The sequence below is a fragment of the Dokdonia sp. MED134 genome (assembly GCF_000152925.2).
In the GTDB taxonomy this organism is placed as follows: domain Bacteria; phylum Bacteroidota; class Bacteroidia; order Flavobacteriales; family Flavobacteriaceae; genus Dokdonia.
Genome location: NZ_CP009301.1, coordinates 163274 through 185859 on the forward strand (window position 1 = coordinate 163274; position 22586 = coordinate 185859).

Sequence of the window (22586 nt, forward strand, 5' to 3'; positions counted from 1 at the left end):
TCAATCCTCAGATTATGAAAATAGCAATACGTTATATACTTGTTCTACTTTTTTTAAGCAGTTGTACATCAAGTAAATTGATACCTTCTCAATCTGTTTCTGACGCTTTTAAGGAGGCAAGTCTAGATCGTATTCTCATTTTTGGAAATACTGAAGATAAAGAGCTTCAAAACAGATTTGAAAACAAGATGGCTGTTATAATGCAGGCAGAAGGTATCGTTCCTTACAAAATGCACGAAGTTTTTCCAGATGTAGTCTATAAGGAAGAGCGTACTCAAACAGAGATAGAACAGTTTATTGTAAACTGCAAATCAAAAAATATTGACAAGATTCTTTTTGCCTCACGTAAGTCTATGACTGTAGATACGGTACTATCAAAGTCTCTGCATAATTATATGAACTCCCTAGAACCACTAAGAATGGGGAGCTCGTCTTCACAAGATCTTTCATATGATAAAAAAGAAATTGTCACCTATATCATCGAGGCAGCGGTATATGATATTGCCACAACCTCAGAAGATAAGCCTATTGCTACAACTACCTTAAAAGCTGTAGCACCAAAATCTCTAGATGACCTAGAAGACAAGTTTATAAAAGCAATAGAAAAACTATTTAAGAGTAGATAAATATATAGACTTACTCATTACTACTTTTAATTATATAGAAAGGGACAGCTGTCTTACTCCCTAGTTTACTTACTACTGGCTCGTTTATAAGGTTCTCTATAAAGTTATGCTTGTATACAATCATTACTAGCATATCGATATTAAAATCTTCTATAAAAGATCCTATAAGCATTCTCTTTTTTGCAGTTGCTTCTAAATAATTAATATCTGTTTCAATAGGGTGTAATAATCGCTTTAAAGAATTTAAATTGTTGAGTTGTTCTATATGTAGACTCTGCTCATCGCCTATATGTAGTATTTGAATTGTAGTATCGTCTAGTGTAGATATTTTTTTTAAAGGAGCAATATCATTATCAAAAGAGCGTGTAAAATCTGTGGGAAAGGCTATTTGCTGTAGCGGTTCAAATTGATAATTATCTGGTATAATAAGTACGTCACATCGTTTAGTGTTTTTGACAACCTTAATGGTATTACTCCCAAAAAAAAGCTCTTTTGCTCCTGTAGCTCCTTTGGTGCCCATTACAATAAGGTCAATGTTATGTTGGTTAATGCTAGCTTCAATGCCATTAAGTAGCGAGGTATCTGTGTGTACAGCCCTAAATGTATGTTGTGCGTTTTTATGTGATTGTGCTATTTGATCTTTATAAGCAGACAATTTTTTTTCTGAAGCTTCCTTCACCTCTTCTACATAATGTGAGGTGATAGTTGCTCTGTTGCTATCAGTAGGGAAAGACCACGCGTGAAATATATAAAATGTGCAATTTTCTTGTGCATATAACTTAATTGCATACTGTATTGCACTTAGTGCATTGTTAGAAAAATCGGTAGGTAGCAGTATAGATTTCATAGGTTTATTTTTCTCAAAATTATGACCATCTTATTAACTCTAAAATGACTTTGGTCATTGTTTAAAACTTATATATACTGGTAATTTGTATCACACCTTACAAATCATAATACATTGCTATGCGTTATTATATTTTTCTAATTTGTATGCTAGTTAACTCTTGGTCTACAAGTGTTGCACAACTAGAAAACCGCTACTTTGATATTATACATAACAATAAAGTTATAGGGAGTTTAAAAGCCGAAAAAACCATAAATGACAACAAAACTCTTTACCAGAGCACCACAAATATTACAGCAACGATTATATGGGAAACACAAATAAACTATAATTATAAGGTGTTATTTGAGGGTGGGCTACTACAAACCTCAGACGTTGATATTTTTGTAAATGATAAACCGCGTGCTCAAACATATACAAGAAAACAAGACAGCCTTTTTATAATCTCTAGCGATAATAAAAGACCTCAGTTCTATAATGAACCTATTACTTATACGACCATCCAATTATATTTTGAAGAACCCACAGCTATAACAAGCTGTTATTCTGAGCAGGATGGAAGTATTAATAAACTAGTAGCGCTGGGTAATAATTCGTATAAAAAGGTAAATGCCAAAGGCCGAGAAAACCTTTACTTCTATAAAGATGGGAGACTTATAAAAGCAAGTATAGACGGTGGGATTATACAATTTGAACTCGTAGCCACGGCTAAGATGTAAAAGTTCAATTATAAGAATGTGTAGAAATAAAAAAAACCTTACAATCATTTGATTGTAAGGTTTTTGTGAACTCAACGGGACAGAGTTCGAACTTTTTGAAGAGTGATATTTCTTTAATACTCTCAAAATCAATGCTTATTGAAAATACTATTAGATTGTAATGTTTACTCCCACTTCATTTTCTGTAATCGCACAGCATTGAGAATAGCCAGCAATGCGACGCCCACATCTGCAAAGACTGCTTCCCACATTGTGGCGAGACCACCAGCGCCTAATATTAATACAATAACTTTCACGCCAAAGGCAAGTATGATATTTTGCCAAACAACCCGACGTGTAGAACGGCCTATTTTTATCGCTCTTGAGATTTTACTGGGTTGATCTGTTTGTATAATAACATCTGCGGTTTCAATAGCCACATCGCTACCAAGACCGCCCATCGCGATTCCTACATCACTAGCCGCAAGTACAGGCGCATCATTAATACCATCACCTATAAAAGCCACCTTAGTATCTGGTTGCTGTTTTAATTTTTCCACCTCATTGAGTTTGTCTTCTGGAAGCATTCCACCTTTTGCCCAGTCGATGCCTAATTCTTTTGCTACTTCTTGAGTGATAGAATCCTTATCTCCAGACAGCATAATGATCTTATCGATTCCTGCTGCTCTTATTTCTTTGATCGCTTGATGCGCATCGTCTTTCAATTCATCGGCAATTGTTACATAACCTGCAAATGCGCCATCAATGCCTACCATAACTATAGACTCAACAATGTTGTCTGTTTCTGCTGGAACTTCTATCTGATGTGCTGTCATCAATGCTTTGTTCCCAACTAAGACTGTTTTTCCATTTACGCTACCTTTCAAACCTTTACCTGCAATTTCAGAAACGTCTGTAGCGTTATAATCTACTCCTTCAGCCTTATATTCCATAATGGCTATTGCTATTGGATGCGTGGATTGCTCTTCCATTGCCATTAGGTATTTCATAAATTCTGCTTTCGCGAAAGCGGAACCAGTAACAATTTCTTTAATCTTAAATACTGCTTTAGTGACCGTTCCCGTCTTATCCATCACTACGGTATTAACTTGAGTCATTGCATCGAGAAAGGACGCACCCTTAAAAAGAATACCATTACGTGAAGCAGCTCCCAAACCACCGAAATAACCTAGCGGTATCGAGATAACCAAAGCACAAGGACACGAAATCACGAGGAATATCAATGCACGATATAACCAATCTCTAAACACATAATCATCTACAAAAAAGTAAGGAAGAAACGTCAGGCCGATGGCAAGGAATACAACGATAGGCGTATAAATCCGCGCAAATTTTCTAATGAACAATTCCGTTTTTGATTTTCTAGCCGTTGCGTTTTGCACCATATCGAGAATACGTGCAATGGAACTGTCCTTAAATTCTTTTGTTGTTTCAACTTCAATAACTCCATCGAGATTAATACTTCCAGCAAAAACGGTATCGCCTTTAGCAATAGTATCAGGTTTGCTTTCGCCTGTCAAGGCAGCAGTATTAAAAGAACCCTTTTCAGAAAGCAGAATACCATCAAGCGGAACTTTTTCGCCTACACGTACCTGTATCTTTTCGCCAATTTCAACAGTCTCGGGATTTACTGAAACATAATCGCCATCACGATAAACCAAAGCTTCATTGGGTCTTACATCGAGTAAGGCTTTTATATTTCCTTTCGCACGGTTAACGGCCGCATTTTGGAAGAGTTCGCCCACAGCATAAAACAGCATTACGGCAACACCTTCGGGATATTCGCCAATGGCAAATGCACCCAAGGTGGCAATGGACATTAAGAAAAATTCTGTAAAGAAATCACCATTTTTGACACTCTTCCAACCTTCCTTAATTACAGGGAATCCCACAGGGATATAGGCTACCGTGTACCACACTATGCGAATCCATCCTTTGAAGAAAAGAAACGCATCAAAGTAATCAATAGCAATTCCGGCTATCAGCATCACAAAGCTGAAAATTGCCGGTAGATAGGTTCTGAAATTTGAAATTTCTTCAGGGCTGCTATGGTTATGGCCATCATCGTGACTGTGCTCACCTTGATGTTCTTTCGGTTCTAAGTCACGTAAGTTTACTTTTTTCTTTTTCATATTGTAAAATACTTAAAATTATGGGTGCAATGGAAGTGCATTTATTATCCACTACACTTGTCGCAAATTCCTTTTACAACCAAATTCACATTCTCTGAAACAAAACCATCGGGCACTTTTATCTGTGGGATTTTGTGTTCCGTCAAGCATACGGTTTCGCGACAATTGTTACAATGAAAATGCAAATGCAAGTCGGTTTCAATCTCACAATTGCACCCTTTTTCGCAGAGGGCATATTTTGTTATTCCGGTGCCATCGTCTATTTGGTGCACAATTGCCTTTTCTTCAAAAGTTTTAACCGTTCTGTATAAGGTGGTTCTATCTGCTTTCGCAAAAGCGTTCTCAATATCACTTAAGGTAACTGCCACCTTGTTTTCTGCAAGAAATTTGTAAACCAACAATCGCATTGCCGTTATACGAATGTCTTTTTCTTCCAATAATTGTTCTATTCTCTTCATACTTAATCGTTGTCTTCGTTACCAAATGGCTTTATAATAATGCCAACGCTGAAAATAAAACCGTCTGTTGGTGCGTATATTTCGGGAAAAATTGGGTCTTGGTGTGGTGGTAAAACCAAGGGCGAAAACCTGCTTTGTCGTCTATCTGTAAAATTCTCAAAATTCACAAAAGCACTTAAATGCTTAAAGTTTCGCATCAAGAGCAATCCCATTGTTACAAAATCGGTAGTCTCGGTTCCGTTGGATAAAAACTGCTTTCCGGTGTAAAATGTTTCGTACCCTATGCGCCATTTATCAGATTCGTACATCAGCACACTACCTGCGTTATGCTTTGCGGTCAATGGTTTTTGAGGATTGCCAGCCAGATAATTCAGTTTTGTGTCAATAAACGCATAGTTCAAAAACCACCTAAAATCTTTGTAGGTAAATTTGATGTTTGTTTCAGCGCCTTTGCTCAAAATTTCATCGGTTGCATTTTCAAACTGAAAGAACCCGTTATCCGTTGAATTCAACAACAATGCATCATTAATCGCAGTCAGGTAGAAAAGTTGGTTGATGGAAAATCCAAACGTATCAAATAATCGTGTTTGATAATTAAAGTCGAGATTAATACCATACGATTTTTCGGCGTCGATGGCGTTTTTATTAATACCGAGTACATTTTCAAAATTGATGAATTCTGCTTCTTCGGTAAAAATATCTGGGATTTTATAGCCCAATCCGCCACCTATTCTACTTGAAAATCTGCCATTGTTTTTATACAGCAATGACACTCTTGGAAGTGGAAAGAAACCGAAATCTGTATTGTAATCTGCTCGTAGTCCAGTTTCTAAAATCCAGTTATCATCAATATCGTAGATATTATTAATGAATGCACCGTATGTTAAATCGGTCTGATCACGCTGTAATGGTGCGCTGTCATTTTCATCAAAATCTGATGAATATATGTTTGCACCAACAATCCAATCGGTTCTATTGGCTGACTTTTGATAGTTTATTTCTGAAAACGTATTGATTTGCTGTCCTCTAAAACTAAAATCGGGTATTGTCAAATCCCGATCAAAAAAGGAAACACTATTTTTAATATTCAAGGAACTCACCGAATCTATTTGCGTTGTATAAACTGCCTGACTGCTCAATCGTTTTGAGACGTTTTCTTCCGTATATTGATGAATGCCGTTTTGGCCACTTTCAATTTTTATAATATCGCCACCTATCCTGTCATCATACGTACCATTAAATCCAAACCAAAACGTGGTTTTTTCAGAAGGATAATAAAATAATTTTGGGTTGAATGAAATAGAAGTAGTTTCGGGCAAGTTACTAAAGCCATCATCTTCTGGGTCATACGCTTTTTGATAATGACCCGAACCGTAAAGTGTAAAACCAAACTTCTCGTTTCGCTTGCTGTAAAATACATTTGCGGTACTTCCCAATGCTTGTGTTTGTGTAAGCATAATATCCAATGCTGGTTCATCGTCAGGCGTTTTGGAAACCATATTTACCAAACCTGCAATGGCGCCACCACCGTAAAGCGTTGATGAACTTCCTTTAATTATTTCAAACTGCTGTAAGTCCAAAGGCGGAATTTGCAGAATGCTCAAACCGCTTGAAAAGCCACCGTAAAGCGGAAAACCGTCTCTCAAAAGCTGTGTATATCGCCCATCAAGCCCTTGAATTCTGATGTTTGTATTAGCGCTACTCAAAGAAGTCTGTTGCATTTGTATTCCCGTACTTTCACGAAGTACCATTGAAATATTAGTTGGATTCATTATGACCTTTTCGCCCAATTCTTCGGCGCCAATAAATTCTATTCTTGTTGGTATCTTTCGAACGGTTCTTGTACTTCTTGAAGATTGTAGGACTACTTCGTCCAATTCATTTCCGCCAGCTTCGAGTTTAAAAATGAAATCTGACTCACTCGGAATTTGAATGTTTGTTTTTAGGGTTTTAAAACCCAAATAGGAAATTGTTATTTGATATTGCCCCTCTGGCATATCCGTAAACTTTGCAATTCCGTCAAAATCGGTTATTGCACCTTTTTCAAGTTCTTCGAAATAAACTGTTGCACCTAATAAAGGTTCGCTGTCAGATTCTGAAAGGACTCTAATTTGAAGGTCCGTTGTCTGCGCTTTCATTGAAAAGCATAGAAATAATATGAGCAAAGTGCTCAAAAGGTTTTTATTCATTTTAAATGTAAAATTTGATTAACTAAAATGTTGACTTCTTGTCGTTGTTTAGCTAATCAACTGTGGCGGTTGCCAGATGTTGGAAAGAAAACCGAAACGGTAATTTGATTGATAGGTAGAAAAATCTATTGTAGAAATCTTGAAGTTGAGTTTTAAATCGATTGTTTGGATAGGTTCGTACGTAATAGTCATCCCACAACAATTACAGATACAAGTTACTGGACACGAATCATCGCTATCTTCTTGATGGTTGTGATTTACACCTATTTCGTCCTTATGTTGATCTTCGGCATTATTGCCGTCAGAGCAAGGTTTTATAGTCAAAACAAGTATTAGTAATGATAATATGAGTGTTACAGACTTCATTAACACAAAGGTAAAAATATTTTGGTGCAACTGTGTTGCAAATGATTTTTACAACGAATCAATCACACTTCCGCAAGTCAACATTGCATCGCCATAGTATGGATTTCTTATTTCTTCTTCCATACTTAGCCATACCGCACCTTTATTGTTATTTGCCATAGGGCATTTCTGAATGTAATAATTTGTCGAGTTTTCTATGCTCATTGCAATAGGCACGATATTCTCGTTTAGAATGACGAAGTGAGCGCGCTGGTTTTCCAGATTATCATTGTTTGCAACGGCATCCAGCATCTCAATACTTTTGGTTAAGTGTTGTTTTTCCATCGTACCTAAATCATCAGTCGATATTGCTTTTAATTTTAATGATGTCGCTTTCGCGAAAGCGGAAACTTGACTTGCATCGCTTGCTACAAGGGCATCTTTCATTTTGAGATATGATGGTAATGCTTTGTCGAAATCAGAACTAAACGCATTGCTGAAACTCATTTCCATATCGCCCATCATTGCTGATTCGTCCTGCATCATTTGCTGATTCATCATTGATTTTTTACCCTGTAACTGTGCCGCTGCATCTACTGTAAATGTTCCATTGGTAACAATTTCATCGCCATTATTTAATCCAGCCGATACTTGGTAAATTTCGCCAGAGCGATTGCCCAAGGTTACTTCGTGCATTTCAAATACAGGCTCGTTAGGATTGGTTTTCACATATACCAATGAGCGCTCGCCCGTCCATAACACAGCACTTGCAGGCACGGTAAGAGTGTTTTCCATAGTTTGTGTTGCGCCTTTAACCTTACCTGTAACAAACATTCCTGGTTTAAATAGGTCGTCTCTATTTTGAAGGGTTGCACGTACCGTTACCGTTCTTGTAGCATTATTTAAAATTGGGTCAATAAATGAAATTGTTCCCTCAAATTCTTTATTTGGATAGGCATTGGTCGTGATGTTGATTTTTTGCCTAACGTTGAATAGCGCTATTTGATTTTCATAGGCATCAAATTCTGCCCAAACCGAATTGAGGTTGCTCAACTTCACAATAGGCTGTCCTTGATTTACATAATCGCCTTGTGCTGCCATTACTTCTGAAACCGTTCCGGAAACCGTTGCATAAATCGGGAAATTCTCTCGTACCTTTCCACTTTCTTCAATAGCATTGATTTGTGTATCTGAAAGTTTCCAGTTTTTGAGTTTATTGCGAACTGCTTTATACAAAGCGGGTTGCGATTCTTTCAACGATGCTGCGGTAATCAATTCCTGTTGTGCCGCTACAAGGTCTGGTGCGTAAATGGTTGCGAGCAGCTGACCACGATTTACTTGTTGACCTTCATAGTTGACGTTGAGTCTTTCTATTCTTCCTTTGAAATAGCTGGCTTGTACAGTATTGTTTTCTTCATTAGCAGCTATTTTTCCAGAAAGGGATATCATCCCATCATCATCGCTGGCTTCTGCATTGCCCACGATAGTGGTTTGAATATTTGCTAATGCCATAGCATTTTCGGTCATTTTTATCTCGTTTGCTGCGAGACCTTCAGCACCAGCTTCAGCAGGGATTAAGTCCATTCCACATATAGGACAATCGCCAGCTTCTGGTTGCATAATCTGTGGATGCATTGAGCACGTCCACATCTGGTCTGCACTCTCGCCAGAATGGTCGTGTTGATCGGACATATCAGACGTATCCTTATTTGCTGCATTGTCTGAGCTATTTCCAAAAATGAGCCAGCCTGCGCCCAAACCTACAATTACGGCTATTGCTATATATAAAATGTTCTTTTTCATAATTCTATTTTTCGTTCTCTAAACGTTCAATCATTTCTTTCATCTCTGCAATTTCCTTACGTTGTGCCTTAATGATTTCTTCAGCCAATTTTTTGACTTCAGGGTCTTCAATATCTGCTCGTTCACTTGTTAAAATAGCAATGGAATGGTGTGGTATCATTGCTTTCATCCAAAGTACATCGCCCACGGTTGATTTTTGGTCGCGTACCAGTCCTAATGCTCCCAAAAACAATATAACACTACCTGCGAGAATTGCAATATTCTTTTTCTTGTCTTTATACATATTCAGCATAAATAACAACATAATAACAGCCATAGTAGCTATTCCTAGACACACCATATAAAATCGTGTAAGACTGAACCACACGTGGTCAAACTCGTAGGTATTTAAATACATTGTGATGTACATTGCTATAAATGATGACCCTAGCATAAGGAAGAATTTAGTGTATTGGCTCATTCCTTTTTTGTTGTTTTCGTGTTCATTTGAATTCATATTTTTTTGGTTTTTAGTTTATGTATTTGATTAACATTACTACTGCCATCACTATCATAATGGCGTTTTCTATAAAGGTTGCTTCTGTCATAGGTAACTTAAGAGCAGTTCCCAGACACGCGCATTGAATCGACTTTTTGTCGAGCAATATTTTAGTAACACCCACAGTTGTAGTCCCTAAAATGATGAGCGTGGAAATCAACGCAATGGGTATTTCAAACCGCATCAAGAACATTAATCCCAGCGCTGTTTCTACAAATGGATAAACCCAACCGTATGTCGGCATTACTTTGGCGAGCGGATCGTACATTTTAAAACTTTCTGGAAAGCCTTTCAGGTCCAAAATCTTAAAAAAGCTAAAGACTATAAAGAACAGCCCCATAAAGTCGAGCATTGCACCATCCCAATTTTCCCGATTATAGTTTAGTAATACGGTTGCGATTGAGATGTAGCCTAAAATAATGAGCAAGGGTTTAAGCTGTTGAAGTTTGGATTTTTCGTTTTCCGCTTCCGAGAAAACATTCTCAACATTGCCATTATCACTATTCGCAAAAACATTTTTCTCTACTTTTTTTTCTGAGATGGTATATTTTTCTGGAAGTGCTTTTTGGAATGTCGTCGTATCGATATGGCTATCCATTTCCACGATGGCTTCTTCCTTTTCAAGATTTACAGTTGCGTTTGTAACACCATCTACTTGTGAAAGTTTCTGCTCCACGCTGGTACGACAACCATTGCAGGTCATACCTTGTATGTTATATGTGTGTTTCATTTTACTTAATAGTTTCTGTCACTTTACCACATTTTAGCATTCTATCGCCGAAGTAAGGATTACGAATTTCTTCTTCCGTCGATAACCAATAGCCACCTTCATTATTAAAAGCCATTGGGCAGAATTGCTGGTACACTTCGCCTGAAGAGATTGATGCATCGACAATCGCTGTCATTTTCTCTGTCACATCAGAAAACAATGTACGCTGTTCTTCAATATCACTTGCTTCTGAAATTTTTGAGAGTAACTCATTTAAAGCTGCATCTTCTGAATTTTCCAAAAGCATATTTGCACCAGATTTCGCTTCGTCCATATCTGAATTTACCAATGCGGTTTTAAGGTGGATATAATGCTGAAATTGTTTGCCTACATTTTCATCTTCAAATGACAATTCTGCCATCGTAACAGTATCAGAATTTGATGTGTTTTTATCGTTTTTAGTTTCATTTTTACACGAAACGAAGCTTACCAAAGCAAGCATTACTACTGTTATTTTAATTACATTTTTCATAAGATATTTGTTTAGATTATTGATTTATTAAATAGTTAATGATGGCCGATTGTACATAGTACATTTGCACCGACTCGATTTGATTCATCTGAAACTTTAACTGCAATTCCTGAATGTCCAGCACATCGTTAAAATCGATAGTGCCAGTTTCATAATTTTTTACCAGAATTTCTTCGGCATCTTGGGCTTGTTTTAGATTGCGTTCTTGTGTGTAGTAAGCAATGCGAGCTTGGTTGCGTTGTGATTGCACTTTCGCGAAAGCGGATTCCAGCACATTCAATCGCTGTTCCCTTTGGGTCTCTATTTCTTGCTGTCGCAGTTCATTTTGTTTTGAAATGGATTTGTAGCGGTTATTGAAAATGGGTATAGAAATCGACACCATTGGCATCAATACATCTTTCCCATTATCGCTGAAGTTAACATCGCTACGTTCGGTTACGGGCAAGTAATCCACACCAAAACCAATCATTGGTAAACTCTCACGCTGGTTGAGTAGTTCAGATTGTGCCACAGATTCATAAAGTTTATCGTATTTGAGCAGTTCAGGATTGAGCGCCAGCGCTTCATTGTCATAAAAAGGGTCTTCCTGCGGAATTTCCATTTCTGGAACTACGTCAACAGTCATCATTGATTCACGGTTGAGCAAATTGTTAAAAGCTGTTTGTTCTGCCGTAAATTCTTCTTCCAAAACTTCCTTTTGTTGCTGTAACTCATTTTGCCGTATTTGAAGTCGCAACACATCTACGGCACTCGCTTTACCTACTTCTACAGACGTGAGTGCAAGTTGCTCATAGGTTTCCAGAAGCTGTATATTTTCATCCAGCACAGCTTGCTTGGCACGTATAGAATACAGGCTATAATAGGATTGTGCGACCGAAAGTGCGAGCTTGCGCTTTGCAATCGTGATGTCCACATATTCGGCATCTGCCATTGCGGTGGCATAATTTTCACGAGCGGTAATAGTACCAAACCACGGCAACATCTGTTTTACACCTATCCGTGCACGTTGTGCGCCAACTCTGGTTTCAGGCTCGCTCACAAAGTAGCCAGCACTTACTTCGGTATTGGGAATCCAGTTGGCTTCGTTTACCTTTTCTTCGGCGATATTATAGCGCAGTTCAAAAGCTTGAATTTCTGGATTGTTCGCTTCAGCTTCTTGGATGTAGGATTGTAGTTGTTGCGCTTTCGCGAAAGCGGAAACAAACAAAAACACGAGTATATATTTTAATTTTTTCATTTGTTTGCTCTTTTAAGTTGGTATTCCTTTTTCCAGCTGTATAGGACTGGCAGTAGGAAATAAGACGTTACATCGATTATCATTCCGCCAAAAATTGGTATTGCCATCGGTATCATTATATCACTTCCCTTGCCTGTAGATGTGAGTACGGGAAGCAAGGCAAGCACCGTCGTTACGGTTGTCATCAAACACGGACGAATACGTTTACCTGCGGCTTCCAAAGTGGCGAGTCTTATGCTTTTTTTATTGTCTGGCTCGTTGCTTTTGAAAGATTGGTCTAAATAAGTGGCCATTACCACACCATCATCCGTAGCAATACCGAAGAGGGCGATAAAACCTACCCAAACGGCCACACTTAAATTGATGGTTTTCATATTGAACAAGTCCCGTAAATTTTCGCCAAAAAAGCCGAAGTTGAAAAACCAGTCTTGCCCATACAGCCATATCATTATAAAGCCACCTGCAAAGGCTACGGCAATGGCGGTAAACACCATAAGCGATGTGGAAACCGACCTAAACTGGAAATACAATATCAAGAAAATAACGAGCAAACAAATTGGTACGACAACTGACAGCGTTTTTTCTGCTCGCAATTGATTTTCATACGTTCCCGTAAAGCGATAGCTCACGCCCTGAGGTACGACCAGCAAACCATTATCAATATTTTGTTGAATCAAGGCTTGGGCATTTTCTACCACGTCCACTTCGGCAAAGCCGTCGAGCTTGTCAAACAGCACGTAGCCAATTAGAAAAGTGTCTTCGCTCTTAATAACTTGTGGACCTTGCTCGTATCGAATTTCAACCAATTCGCCCAGCGGTACGGGACTTCCTTTTTCAACGGGAACATAGATATTACGCAAGTCGTCTGGATTTGCCCGCAATTCTCGTGGATAGCGAACTCGAACGGCATAACGCTCACGACCTTCCACGGTTTGCGTGAGTGGCATACCACCAACTGCCACTTGAAGAATTTCCTGTACATCCATAATGGATATGCCATATCGAGCCAATTGGTCTCGCTTAATATCGATGAGCAAGTAGGGTTTGCCCACGATACGGTCTGCAAAAACAGCTTGTTCCTTAACGCCTTCGGCTTGTTTGAGAATGTCTTCCAATTCCAGTCCGAAGTTTTCTATGGACTTTAAATCGGGACCTTTTACCTTGATACCCATAGGTGCTCGCATTCCCGTTTGTAACATTACCAAACGTGTTTCGATGGGCTGCAACTTGGGTGCAGATGTCACGCCTGGCAACTTGGTTACTCGTACAATCTTGTTCCAAATATCATCAGGACTCTTGATGTCCGGTCGCCAGTTTCGATAGTATTCGCCATCGTCATCTTCAATCAAATCTTCGCGTGTGGCGGTAGTTTTTAGTGATGCTTCGTCATAGTTTACATCTTCATCTATTTCATTATTTGGGTTGATAATGAATTTGTCGTTCTTCAGTACAAATAATCCATCGTCATTGACCTTGTACCGTTGTCGCTCGCCAGAACTATTCCGCATATATTCAGATTTATACTGAATCACATTCTCATACATCGAGAGCGGTGCTGGGTCGAGTGCGCTTTCCGTTCGTCCCGCTTTTCCTACTACAGTTTCAATTTCAGGGATGCTCGCCACAGCCATATCGAGTTGTTGCAACACACGCTTGTTTTCTTCCACACCAGCGTGTGGTAAGGATGTAGGCATCAACAGGAACGAGCCTTCATTGAGTGCTGGCATAAACTCTTTGCCCGTATTTCGCATTATGAGAATACCGAGCGTGAGCACCGTAGCCGGAACGATTAAGAATAAATATCGGTTCTGAAGTGCCCATCGCAAAATACGCTCATAGTATATCCTGAAAATTGAGAACACACCAAGCAGTCCAAAACAGATAATGGTCACAAATATCAAGTTCATCACAATACTTCGGTCAAAGCCCAACGGTCGCCAGTAGGTAGCGAGCAAGAATACGATGGCGACTGATGAAATGATGATGTCATATAGATTCTTACGCTTTCGCGAAAGCGCACCACGCATCTTTAAAAATGATGTTGTAGCAAAGGCAATAAGAATAAGCCCCAGCCAAAAGCCGTAAACGATGGCTAGAATTCCTAACAAAATAAGTAAACCATTGATGGCGTACTGTGTACGTTCTCGTACACTCGTCTTGCGGAACAGGAATGCCGCAATGGGTGGAATGAGAAATAGCGCAATGATGAGTGATGCCGTGAGTGCCATTGTTTTGGTAAAGGCAAGTGGGCGGAACAGTTTTCCTTCGGCACCAATCATTGTAAATACAGGCAGGAAACTGATTATTGTTGTTAAAACTGCGGTTAGGATAGCACCAGAAACTTCGGCAGTTGCATTGTAGATGATTTCGTTTGTGGTGTATTCCTTACCATTTTCATTAAGGCGCAGCTTTTCATCTTCCAAGTGTCGTATCATATTTTCGGCAAGAATCACGCCCACGTCCACCATTGTACCGATGGCAATGGCAATACCGGAAAGTGCGACGATGTTTGCATCTACATTAAAGAGCTTCATCGTGATAAAAACCATCAAAACGGCTACGGGTAACAATCCTGAAATAAGGATGGATGCACGTAGATTGAACACCATTATGATGATGACGAGAATGGTTATGAGAATTTCCAGCGTGAGTGCCTCATTGAGCGTGTCCAGCGTTTCTTCTATAAGTTCTGTACGATCGTAAAATGGCACGATGGTTACTTGTGAAGTACGACCATCTGCCAAGGTTTTTGTGGGAAGTCCAGAGCTTATTTCGGCAATTTGAGCCTTGACATTGTTAATGACTTCCAAGGGATTTGCACCGTAGCGAGCGACTACGACACCGCCTACGACTTCGGCACCTTCCTTATCGAGAATACCACGTCTTGCCGCTGGTCCCAAATGGACGTTTGCCACGTCTTTGATACGTATGGAAGTAAAGTTTTCTGAATCTACAACCGCACTTTCAATGTCTGCGATTGACTTTACGTAGCCCAATCCGCGCACGAGATATTCGGCTTGATTGATTTCGAGGGTTTGTGCGCCTATGTCTTGATTGCTCTGCTTCACGGCTTTGACCACATCGCCCATACTTACATTGTACTGGCGCATTTTTTCTGGGTCGATATCCACTTGATATTCCTGCACATAACCACCTATGGAAGCCACTTCAGAAACACCACTTGCAGATGACAATCCATATTTTACATAGTAATCCTGAATGCTACGCAATTCCTGTAAATCCCAGCCGCCAGTTACGTTGCCATCTTTATCACGACCTTCCAGCGTGTACCAAAATATCTGTCCTAAGCCTGTGGCATCTGGTCCGAGTGATGGATTGACACCGTCAGGCAAAAGGTTTGCAGGAAGTGAGTTTAATTTTTCAAGTATGCGACTGCGCGACCAATAGAACTCGATATCTTCTTCAAAAATGATATAGATGCTGGAAAACCCAAACATCGAAGAACTACGGATGGTTTTCACGCCTGGAATACCAAGAAGGGAAGTGGTAAGCGGATATGTGATTTGGTCTTCTATATCCTGTGGCGAGCGGCCTTGCCACTTGGTAAAAACAATTTGTTGGTTCTCGCCGATATCAGGTATTGCATCAACGGCAACTGGGTCTGTAGGCAAAAAGCCCGTTTCCCAATTAAAGGGTGCGGTTACCACGCCCCAACCCACAAATAGGGCGAGTAGTAGAACGGCAACAAGTTTGTTTTCTATGAGAAATTTAATGCTCTTATTCAGCATAGCATTTTGATTATTAGAGTTTTAGAATTACGTGTTTCGGAAAATGGCAAACACGAGTTTTAGCCCACGATACCGCACCTGCGGTATTGGGCTTCATTCAAAAAATCTAACAAATCAAATTAAGAAAGTCTGGTGCAGCACTTGCACATCCCGTTTGACAAAGGGTCGCGGGTAATCGTCGAAAGGAACTTCTTCAGATTCGGTTCCTTCAAATAAGTTTATATAAGAATAGGTAAAAGCAGCGACGAACGTTTGCTGCTCGAAAGTCAACTTAGTAAAGTCTTGCTTTAAATTATCCTGTCCTTCAATAATTAATTGCTCATCCGAGCAACAGGACTTTTTGGTAAGCATCGGATTTTCACAACCTATACTTGACTGCGCTTTTTCCATTCCGCAGGTTTCCGCTGATTGGAAAAATGAAAAATCTACAAGAGAATCTCCACAATAGTGCATATCAACAGTAAATGACATCGTGGTAAAAAGTACCACGACTGCCATTAAAATAGCCATCGATTTGTGGAGGAATTTCTTCATTAAGTACAAAAATAATAAAATTTGATATAATTTGTTGTACTTTCTTATTTAGAATGCTTCTTGAAAGTATAAATTTGGTTATTAATCTGCTTTTTTAATGCGTTCATTTTTATTCTTCAACAACTTGTTTTTCAAGATATCCATATCATTGCTAACCTTATGCTCGAGTACTCGAGCATAAATCTGAGTAGTAGCAATTTTGCTGTGACCCAACAGCTTGGAAACTGTCTCAATTGGCACACCGTTGGAAAGTGTAATGGTAGTCGCAAACGTGTGACGCGCCATATGAAAGGTGAGATTTTTTTTAATTCCAACAAAATGCGCTACTTCTTTTAGGTACACATTGAGCTTCTCGTTAGTGATTACCGGCAAAAGTGTTCCCGTTATTTCTGTCATAGGATGTCTCTCATATTTTGAAATGATTTCTTCGGCTTTTCCAAGTAAGGGGACTTTTACAGCAGATTTGGTTTTTTGACGTTTGGTATATATCCAGTTTCCTCCATCCATACCAAGCACTAAATTTTCTTCAGTCAAGTTCATTATGTCCACATAGCTGATACCGGTGTAACAGCTGAATACAAATAGGTCACGTACTCTTTCTAAGCGCTCAATAGAAAACTCAAAGGTTTCCATATTTAAAAGCTCATTTTCAGAAAGGAACTCACGTTGCTTTTTCTCGTAAACTGGTTTCCATCTTACAAATGGGTCACGTGGAATCCATTCCATATGATAGGCAAGTGTTACCATTTTGCGCAAGCGCTGGATATGCTTCATTATGGTATTTTGACTTAATGCCTTAGGATGTCCAACTGGCCAGTAATTGGCCAGGTAATTTTCAAAATCACACAGGAATTTATAATCGAGCTCTTTTAAATAGATATCTGTTGTTTTCTTCACTTTGTTTAGAAACTTGTTGAGGTAGTTTTCTGTCACTCCAAAGTTTCGTATTGTTCCCTTGGCTAACGTGTTTTCAATTTTCTTACTGTGATAAGCGATAAGGTTTTGAAGTGATTTAGATTGCTCGTTCTCGCCTGTGTAGTGTGCTTTTATGAGCTTAGCCGTTATCAACTTTTCTTGAAACTTCAAGTCTTGGTATATCTGGAAGAGCTTGGTATACGTCTGGTCGATGTATTGATTGAGTTGGCGTGCTTCTGCAGAGGTGCCTTTACTTCGGTTTTTCTTTGGGTCCCAAAGTTTTACCGGCACTCGTCTTTTCAGACTAATGTTAGCTCGTTTTTGGTTTACCGTGATTCTGGCATAAACCAGAGCTTCGCCATTTGTGGCATTCTTTTGGTCTGCCCAAAAGAGAATTGAGAATGTGTTTGTTGACCGCATAGTTGTCGTCTATAGATTATACAAATCGTCTTGACGAATGTCAAATCAACTATAGCAAGTGTTTCAAAGCTTTTCGTGAAAGTGTCAGTTCAACTGACACTTTGAAAATTAACTGACGATTAGCTACCATATAAAAGCAAATCGTTTCATTTTAAATGTTGGTCTAAAAACCAGAAAACCACGCAAATCATAGTGATTGCGTGGCTTTGTTGTCATTTTGTAATGACTAAAGTGACCTCGACAGGATTCAAACCTGTAACCTCTTGAGCCGTAATCAAGTGCGCTATTCAGTTGCGCCACGAGGCCGTTTAGAAACAATAATTACTTGTTTGTTTCGGGGTGCAAATATACAATCATTTTATTGTTATGCACAAGTAAAAGATAAAAAAAATGAGATTGTTTTTCTATACAAAAGTATAGTTGTCGTTCATTCAGTGTTTTACATCACAGATTAATTTAAGGCAGAAACTTTTATATATCTTAGTGCTATAAATACTCACTTTATCTATGCAAATTTCAGACTACATAAGAGACGTTCAAGACTTTCCCAAAGAAGGAATTACTTTTAAAGATATTACACCTTTGCTGGGAGATAAGACCGCTTTCGCGAAAGCGGAAGAAATTCTATACACACTAGTGCCAGAAGTAGCAATAGATGTAGTAGTAGGAATTGAAGCGAGAGGTTTCTTTTATGGACCACTACTTGCAAAAAGACTCAATGCTGGATTTGTACCCGTGCGCAAGCCTAATAAACTACCTTATACTACCATTAAGAAAGAATATGATCTCGAGTATGGTACAGATGTGCTAGAGATGCATAGTGACGCTATAAAGCCGGGAGATAAAGTGTTATTGCACGATGATGTACTCGCCACGGGTGGGACGGCTGCTGCGGTAGTTGCAATGATTGAGGAACTAGGAGGAGAGGTAGTACAGTGTAATTTTATTATAGAACTCGATTTCTTAAATGGTAGAAGCAAGCTGCCAGGTAAACACGTTGCTGCTGCTATAACGTATTAAAAACTGTACTGAAGACTAAAGTTAGGAGTGATCCCTAAAGATTTTACCGTAATTTTTTGAATTTCATCATTGCTATTTATGAGATAATAGGTGTTGAGTATATTATTGTTGTCTAGTAAATTCCATATAGAGGCTCCTACTTGTACATTTTTAGAAAACAGCTCAAATTTATAAATAGCAGATACGTCAAATCTCAAAAAGCTATCTGAAACACTGCTGTTAGGTAGGTCATATATGATTTGACCATCTACAATAGGGTTTTCTTCTCTTGGGCTGGTGAGAGGTGTACCCGTACGCCAGTTAAAGCCTAGTGAAAATTTAAAATCATTAATAGTATATGTAGAGCCGTAGGTGAGTGAGTGCCTAATATCTGTATTATTTGGGAAGCGTCTACCATTATTTAAACTCTCAAAATCAAAATTATTCTTACTAAAAGAGTAGGAGAGCCAGGTTCCAAATTTTTGAAACTGTTTGTTTACTAAAAAGTCTATACCCATCACATCATATGAGCCTACCGCATTTGTAAATTGAAACTGATTTTGAAAACCTTGACTACGTGAAGAAATTCCATCTACATTTTTAATGTATCCTTCTACACTCAATAACCATTTACTCTTTGTATAGTCGAGGCTTACAGAAGCTTGTTTGCTTTTTAAAATAGGAAACGAATCATCATTTGCCGCAATCCAGCGACTACGTTGCAATCCTAAAAAGTCATTAGGTTGATCAATTATTTGAAAAATAGACTGACTTTTAAACTCTCCCAAAGCACTTATTTTTAAAAAACTCAAAAACCGCTGGCTAAAGCGTACTCTAGGCTCCATAATAAGGGTATTAAAAGTATCGAGATAATTACCTCTTACTCCCGTTATAAATTGTGTCCCTTTTGAGGGAGAGAGGTAAGAAAGTTCAGAATACAGGCTATGTGTACGTATTACGTCGCGCTCATTACTAAAAAAGATGGGCCTATTAGTTTGTGCTAAGTTACGTGCGCCCACCTCTGTAAATTGATAGCCATTATTCCAGATAAAGGTATCGGAGAGTTTGCTGCTTAGCTGAAGTTTTAACCCTACATCTAGTACCTCGTTTTCTTGATCTAGTTGTTGTCCGTTTTCTAAGTTAAAATTACGTGCATTAAGATTGTAATTTGATAGATAAAGCTCTACATCTGTCGTGTGTTTTTTGTTCCAGTTTCTGGTGTAAACTAGTCTTACACCATTATTACTCTGGTTAATACCGCTACGCTCATTTATTTCCAAGGCTCTAATGGTCTCATCATACCCTAACTTATTATAGATTGTGGTTGCACTAAGCTTAAGTTTGTCCTTTTTTGAAATATCATAAATAAGATTTGTACTTACATCATAAAAGTAAAAATTGAGATCTGAGACTTGTGATTCTTTATCACTATTTATACTCAAGTCTGTATCTTGAAAAATACGATCGGTATAGCTTGTATATGTAGGGCTTTGTATGAAATCAGTATTAGAGCGTCTTGCAGAAAGAGAGAGGGTAAGTTTTTTTGAGACCGGAAGTGTAGCAAATCCTTTAAGATGAAGTAAGTTTGCACTCACACTGCCCTCATAATCTGTAGCGACTTTATCATCTAGTTCAATATTTATAGTACCAGATACACCATCTCCGTATCGCGCGCTTGTGCCATTTTTAATTACTTCTACACGCTTTGTTAAGTAAGGATTAAAGGCAGATATAAGACCAAAAAAATGTCCAGATTGATACATTTTTATACCGTCCCATAAGATAAGATTTTGATCATTTGTGCCTCCACGTATATTTACATCAGATACAGTTTCTTCTGTACTAAAAATACCGGGCAATGCCTGTACCGTTTGTAAAACATCTGGTTCTATTATGCCTGGTAGTATCCCAAATTGTTCTGGGATGATACGCGTGATTCCAGATCTGGATTTTGAAATCCCTGTTGTAAGAAGGTTAGAGATGTAAATCTGGTCAAGCTCTTGTACCTCATTAATGATATTTTCTGTAATAACTATAAATCGCTCATTAAGAAAATCAAATGTGAGATCTGTATTGTTCTCAATATATTCAAGTGCTTGCGTGAGTGTAGACCCTTTAGATATATCTTTTATATATGTGGGAGCTACAATATGATCTGCATAAGAAAAGCTTACATTAAAAATAGCCTCTATTTTACTTAAAACTGTGGCTAGAGGTACGGTTGCTGTATTTTGTTCTTGAGATTTTAAATCAGAAAAAAATAAGCAACAAAGTAAGGTACAGCATATAAGTACTCCTTTTTTAGTCACGAGATAAAGTTACCTTATTTCCCAGTTTTTTATGGGATAAATTAAACGGTAAGCTTATTGACTTTAAGGCAATTTTCATATTAGTATGAGTAAAAGAACCTGTAAAGAGCACATCTTCAACATCCTTGTCAACCGTTACAGATACATCATAGTGTCTTTCAAATTCTTTAAGCACTTCTTTAAGAGGTGTTTTTTCAAAAGAAGTTTCGTCACTTACCCAAGATGGTTGTAGTGTGGTAGATTGAGGTGTGTTACTTGAGATTTTTACGCTTTCGCGAAAGCGGTCTCCAGGTTTTAATATCACAGTTTTTGTTGCTGTCTCTACTTGTACAGAGCCTTCGTAGCAATATACTTCAAACTTATCATCTCTATTGCGCACATTAAACTGGGTCCCTAGTACTGAGACGAGTCCATTAGGGGTTTCTACACTAAAAGTTGCACCTTTTGCTACCTGAAAATATGCTTCACCATCTAGCGTTACGGCTCTGTTATCGTCCCAAGTGGTTGGGTCATAATATAAGTTAGTCATTGCATTTACGGTAACTATAGAGTTATCTGGTAGGGTAATAACTTCTTTTTGGGCAATGTCTGTTTGTAGATTTACTGTTTTTTGAGTTGAGGTTGTTGCATAGTAAATACCAGCAAATAAGATGAGAACTGCTGCAATTTTAAGTAGCGGTTTTAAATGTATTATAACAGATTTTTTATCTGTATCTAATGTTTTTCTTAATCTCTTGTACTCTCCGGGAGTATGATATACTGGCGGTTCTAGTTGCTTTGTGGTCTCTGCAATGCGCACGAGATCATCATAGTCTTCAAGACTTTTGAACGCCTGTAGCTCTGCTTCAGAAAGCTCGTTGTCTAGCCATTTTGATATTAATTGTTCTCTTTCCATAGTATTACCTGTGTATATAACAGTGTGCGTTAAGAAAGTCCTACTTAAGTTCTGTAATTTCTTTTTTAAGCTTTGCTAGCGCTCCATAAATACGCTTTTCGACTGCTTTTTTTGAGATGCCTAGCATCTCTGCAATTTCTTTGTGTTTTTTCCCTTCTATTCTGTTTAATAGAAATGCGCTACGTTGTGCTTCACTTAAATTAGCAATGGCCGCTTGTAGTCGTGCGTTGTACTCTTGTTCTTCTAGTACAAATTCTGGAGACTCATTAGTATAGCTTTGCGGCTTTGTTTGTCTAAACTTTAAAACTACCTTTTGATGTGCGTAAGCATTAAGTGTAAGGTTATTTGCGATGGTAAAGAGATAACTCTTTGCTTTGGCCTCGGGTACTTTTGAGCAATTTTCCCATAACTTCACAAATGCCTCTTGCACCTTATCCTCAGGGTTGTAAAGGCTCCCGTACTTGTAATATAAAAAGTTAAATAGGTTTTTAGAATGCGCGTTAAAGACCCTGTTATAAACAGTTTCTTTGCAAACACCTTCTTTATTTTTACTACTCATTGATACTGCAATATTAAATAAACACTTATAATTACTAGGGCAAGGTAGGAGTTTTTTAAATGTAGATGTTC

Annotated in this window: 19 protein-coding genes and 1 tRNA gene; 3 read left to right on the forward strand and 17 right to left on the reverse strand. The window is 38.4% G+C overall.

Features of this window, described 5'->3' with window-relative positions; translation table 11 throughout:
* Window positions 1-14 precede the first annotated feature (14 nt).
* The gene (locus MED134_RS00695; protein ID WP_021779316.1) at window positions 15-626 is read left to right on the forward strand and encodes a hypothetical protein; all 612 of its coding nucleotides are present in this window, start codon (window positions 15-17) and stop codon (window positions 624-626) included.
* A 10-nt stretch (window positions 627-636) separates the two neighbouring features.
* Here the strand turns inward: MED134_RS00695 and MED134_RS00700 are convergent, their stop codons facing one another.
* On the reverse strand, window positions 637-1473 hold the full coding sequence (locus MED134_RS00700; protein ID WP_021779315.1) for a universal stress protein: 837 nt from the start codon (window positions 1471-1473) through the stop codon (window positions 637-639).
* A 119-nt stretch (window positions 1474-1592) separates the two neighbouring features.
* On the opposite strand from MED134_RS00700, the gene MED134_RS00705 reads away from it, so the two are divergent.
* Entirely contained in the window at window positions 1593-2192 is a 600-nt protein-coding gene (locus MED134_RS00705) for a DUF6134 family protein (RefSeq protein ID WP_038596755.1), read from the forward strand.
* A 164-nt stretch (window positions 2193-2356) separates the two neighbouring features.
* Here the strand turns inward: MED134_RS00705 and MED134_RS00710 are convergent, their stop codons facing one another.
* From MED134_RS00710 to MED134_RS00765, 13 genes are all read right to left on the reverse strand, one after another.
* Window positions 2357-4324: a heavy metal translocating P-type ATPase gene (locus MED134_RS00710; protein WP_021779313.1), complete on the reverse strand. Its 1968-nt coding sequence runs from the start codon at window positions 4322-4324 to the stop codon at window positions 2357-2359.
* 44 nt (window positions 4325-4368) lie between these two features.
* Window positions 4369-4782, reverse strand: coding sequence for a Fur family transcriptional regulator (locus MED134_RS00715; protein ID WP_021779312.1), 414 nt, complete (start codon window positions 4780-4782; stop codon window positions 4369-4371).
* A gap of 2 nt (window positions 4783-4784) precedes the next feature.
* Window positions 4785-6920, reverse strand: coding sequence for a TonB-dependent receptor domain-containing protein (locus MED134_RS00720; RefSeq protein WP_021779311.1), 2136 nt, complete (start codon window positions 6918-6920; stop codon window positions 4785-4787).
* A gap of 99 nt (window positions 6921-7019) precedes the next feature.
* Window positions 7020-7337, reverse strand: coding sequence for a DUF6660 family protein (locus tag MED134_RS15445; protein WP_084811624.1), 318 nt, complete (start codon window positions 7335-7337; stop codon window positions 7020-7022).
* Between the two features lie 48 nt (window positions 7338-7385).
* Window positions 7386-9119, reverse strand: a complete 1734-nt coding sequence (locus MED134_RS00725; protein ID WP_021779310.1) for an efflux RND transporter periplasmic adaptor subunit — start codon at window positions 9117-9119, stop codon at window positions 7386-7388.
* Between the two features lie 4 nt (window positions 9120-9123).
* Complete coding sequence (locus tag MED134_RS00730) at window positions 9124-9615, reverse strand: DUF305 domain-containing protein (protein WP_021779309.1); 492 nt, start codon at window positions 9613-9615, stop codon at window positions 9124-9126.
* A 13-nt stretch (window positions 9616-9628) separates the two neighbouring features.
* Window positions 9629-10387, reverse strand: a complete 759-nt coding sequence (locus tag MED134_RS00735; RefSeq protein WP_021779308.1) for a heavy-metal-associated domain-containing protein — start codon at window positions 10385-10387, stop codon at window positions 9629-9631.
* A 1-nt stretch (window position 10388) separates the two neighbouring features.
* Complete coding sequence (locus MED134_RS00740) at window positions 10389-10898, reverse strand: DUF3347 domain-containing protein (protein WP_021779307.1); 510 nt, start codon at window positions 10896-10898, stop codon at window positions 10389-10391.
* 16 nt (window positions 10899-10914) lie between these two features.
* Window positions 10915-12135 (reverse strand): TolC family protein, encoded by a 1221-nt coding sequence (locus MED134_RS00745; RefSeq protein ID WP_021779306.1) that lies wholly within the window; start codon window positions 12133-12135, stop codon window positions 10915-10917.
* On the reverse strand, window positions 12132-15884 hold the full coding sequence (locus tag MED134_RS00750; protein WP_021779305.1) for an efflux RND transporter permease subunit: 3753 nt from the start codon (window positions 15882-15884) through the stop codon (window positions 12132-12134). Before MED134_RS00750 ends, MED134_RS00745 begins: the two co-directional genes overlap by 4 nt.
* A 114-nt stretch (window positions 15885-15998) precedes the next feature.
* Window positions 15999-16418 carry an HYC_CC_PP family protein gene (locus MED134_RS00755; RefSeq protein ID WP_021779304.1) on the reverse strand — a complete coding sequence of 140 codons (420 nt, stop codon included), beginning with the start codon at window positions 16416-16418 and terminating at the stop codon, window positions 15999-16001.
* Window positions 16419-16499: 81 nt separating this feature from the next.
* A complete protein-coding gene (locus tag MED134_RS00760) occupies window positions 16500-17753 on the reverse strand; it encodes a site-specific integrase (protein ID WP_021779303.1) in 1254 nt (417 codons plus the stop codon).
* Between the two features lie 232 nt (window positions 17754-17985).
* Window positions 17986-18059: transfer RNA gene (locus tag MED134_RS00765), tRNA-Arg, on the reverse strand.
* A gap of 201 nt (window positions 18060-18260) precedes the next feature.
* On the opposite strand from MED134_RS00765, the gene MED134_RS00770 reads away from it, so the two are divergent.
* Window positions 18261-18773: an adenine phosphoribosyltransferase gene (locus tag MED134_RS00770; protein WP_021779302.1), complete on the forward strand. Its 513-nt coding sequence runs from the start codon at window positions 18261-18263 to the stop codon at window positions 18771-18773.
* Here MED134_RS00770 and MED134_RS00775 read toward each other — a convergent pair.
* Genes MED134_RS00775 through MED134_RS00785 form a run of 3 tightly spaced genes read right to left on the reverse strand, consistent with a single transcriptional unit; the run spans window position 18770 to window position 22515 of the window.
* Window positions 18770-21061 carry a TonB-dependent receptor plug domain-containing protein gene (locus MED134_RS00775; RefSeq protein ID WP_021779301.1) on the reverse strand — a complete coding sequence of 764 codons (2292 nt, stop codon included), beginning with the start codon at window positions 21059-21061 and terminating at the stop codon, window positions 18770-18772. The genes MED134_RS00770 and MED134_RS00775 overlap by 4 nt on opposite strands.
* A complete protein-coding gene (locus tag MED134_RS00780) occupies window positions 21054-21956 on the reverse strand; it encodes a FecR family protein (protein ID WP_021779300.1) in 903 nt (300 codons plus the stop codon). The genes MED134_RS00775 and MED134_RS00780 overlap by 8 nt, the downstream gene beginning before the upstream one ends.
* Before the next feature lie 40 nt (window positions 21957-21996).
* Window positions 21997-22515: an RNA polymerase sigma factor gene (locus MED134_RS00785; RefSeq protein ID WP_021779299.1), complete on the reverse strand. Its 519-nt coding sequence runs from the start codon at window positions 22513-22515 to the stop codon at window positions 21997-21999.
* Window positions 22516-22586: the final 71 nt, after the last annotated feature.